The sequence below is a fragment of the Desulfocicer niacini genome (assembly GCF_054657595.1).
Map to the genome: position 1 here is coordinate 1 of NZ_BAAHYK010000209.1, position 322 is coordinate 322.

Annotated in this window: 1 protein-coding gene; it reads left to right on the forward strand. The window is 54.7% G+C overall.

The genetic code is table 11. The features are described from left to right. The coding region (locus ACYQ2M_RS25425; protein ID WP_459919194.1) for a phosphate ABC transporter ATP-binding protein at positions 1–322 on the forward strand (322 nt) is incomplete at both ends.

Consider the following 322-nt stretch of genomic DNA (forward strand, 5'->3'; position numbering starts at 1 on the left):
TGGATCAGCCCGGGACCGGTCTATCCGGGGGGCAGCAGCAACGACTCTGCATTGCAAGGACCATTGCCGTCAACCCGGAAATAATACTGATGGATGAACCCTGCTCCGCTCTGGATCCCATTGCCACAGCCATCATTGAAGATCTCATTGATGAGCTGAGGGAAGAGTATGCCATTGCCATTGTGACCCATTCCATGCAGCAGGCCTCCCGGGTGTCCCAGCGCACCGCCTATTTTCATCTGGGTGATCTCATTGAAATCGGCCCCACGGACCAAATTTTTCTCAACCCCCTGCACCAGCTGACCCATGATTACATAACCGG